The 1,677-nt window shown below is 67.2% G+C and carries 2 protein-coding genes; both read right to left on the minus strand.

Going from position 1 to position 1,677, the window contains the following annotated elements; translation table 11 throughout:
* Positions 1-7: 7 nt before the first annotated feature.
* Positions 8-511, minus strand: a complete 504-nt coding sequence (locus AC1DOC_RS32675) for a disulfide bond formation protein B (RefSeq protein WP_278874385.1) — start codon at positions 509-511, stop codon at positions 8-10.
* The gene (locus tag AC1DOC_RS32680; RefSeq protein WP_012748060.1) at positions 508-1,605 is read right to left on the minus strand and encodes a sulfate/molybdate ABC transporter ATP-binding protein; all 1,098 of its coding nucleotides are present in this window, start codon (positions 1,603-1,605) and stop codon (positions 508-510) included. The genes AC1DOC_RS32675 and AC1DOC_RS32680 overlap by 4 nt, the downstream gene beginning before the upstream one ends.
* Positions 1,606-1,677: the final 72 nt, after the last annotated feature.

A 1,677-nucleotide genomic window follows, 5' to 3' on the forward strand; every position in this document is an offset into this window, starting at 1 on the left:
GCTCTAGCTAGCGCGCCGCGGGCCGGCGAAAAAGCAGCACGAGCAGCAGGACCGCCAGCACCACGAAGGCAATGAACGACCAGTTCGCCAGCGTCAGGCCGAACAGCGACCAGTCGACCTTCGAGCAGTCGCCGCCGCCGCGGAAGATCATCGGCAGCGCCCGCTTGAGCGGAAAGGTCTCGATCATTCCGTAGAGGTCGCGCCCGCAGGTCACGACCTCGGGCGGGTTCCACTGGAGCCAGCTTTGAGCCGCCGCCGTGTAGGCGCCGCCGGCCGCTGCCACCAGCGCCAGCACACCGCCCGTGGCCTGCAGGCCGCGGCTCCTGAACACGCCGGCCAGGCCGGTGAAGAGCGCCACCAGCACCAGCGCATAGCGCTGCACGATGCACATGGGGCACGGCTCGAGGCCGACCACGTGCTGCAGGTAGAGCCCGAAGGCCAGCATCAGGACGCAGGCCAGGCAGATCAGCCCATACGCGCGGCGCGGCGCGCCGAAGTACCAATCGATCAAGGGGAAACCCAATCTTCTTCTACGAACACCCGGGCCTTGCGCGGCGTGGCGACGACCGTGTCGCCCTCGTGCAGGCCCAGTTCACGGAACTGTTGCGCAGGGAGTTGCGCCTCGATGATGGTTCCGGAGCCCGGATTATCTGGATTCGTTTCGGTGGGCTCAAGTTCCAGCCGCGCGATCGGGCCGACCACGATGGCGCGCGACAGGGTGGCCACGATGCCGGTGGCGCCGGCGGTGTAGCGCTCCACGGTGAGGTCGTGCGGGCGCACATAGGCCATGGCCTTGGCGTCGCGCGCGCCGCTGTGTTCAGGCGAGTCCAGGCGCATGCCGTCGAGCTGCACCGCGCCGTTGTCGGCCCGGCCGTGGAACAGGTTCACATCGCCCAGGAAGCCGTAGACGAACGGGCTCGCGGGCTGGTCCCACACCTCCTGCGGCGAGCCGACCTGCTCGATGCGGCCCTTGTTGATGACCACCACGCGGTCGGCCACTTCGAGCGCTTCTTCCTGGTCGTGCGTGACGAAGATCGAGGTGACGTGCAGCTCGTCATGCAGCCGGCGCAGCCAGCGGCGCAGTTCCTTGCGCACCTTGGCGTCGAGCGCGCCGAAGGGTTCGTCGAGCAACAGCACCTTGGGTTCCACCGCCAGCGCGCGCGCCAATGCGATGCGCTGCCGCTGGCCACCCGAGAGCTGCGAAGGATAGCGGTCGGCCAGCCAGTCGAGCTGCACCAGCTTGAGCAGGTCGGTCACTTTCTGCCTGATCTGCGCGTCGCTCGGGCGCTCCTTGCGCGGCTTCACGCGCAGGCCGAACGCGACGTTCTCGAACACCGTCATGTGGCGGAACAGCGCGTAGTGCTGGAACACGAAGCCCACCTGGCGTTCGCGCACATGCACGTCGGTGGTGTCCTCGCCCGAAAAGAGAATGCTGCCGGTGTCGGCCGTCTCCAGCCCCGCGATGATGCGCAGCAGCGTGGTCTTGCCGCAGCCCGAGGGACCGAGCAGCGCGACGAGCTCGCCCGACTCGACGTCGAGGTTCACGTTGTTCAGTGCGCGGAAGTCGCCGAACTGCTTGCTGATGTTGCGGATTTCGATGCTCATGGAATCTCTTCCTCTGCCTTCTTCTGATTTCTCCCTCTCCCCTCGGGGAGAGAGCCGGGGTGAGGGTTGTTC

Source organism: Variovorax sp. 01T439_2 (genome assembly GCF_056398445.1).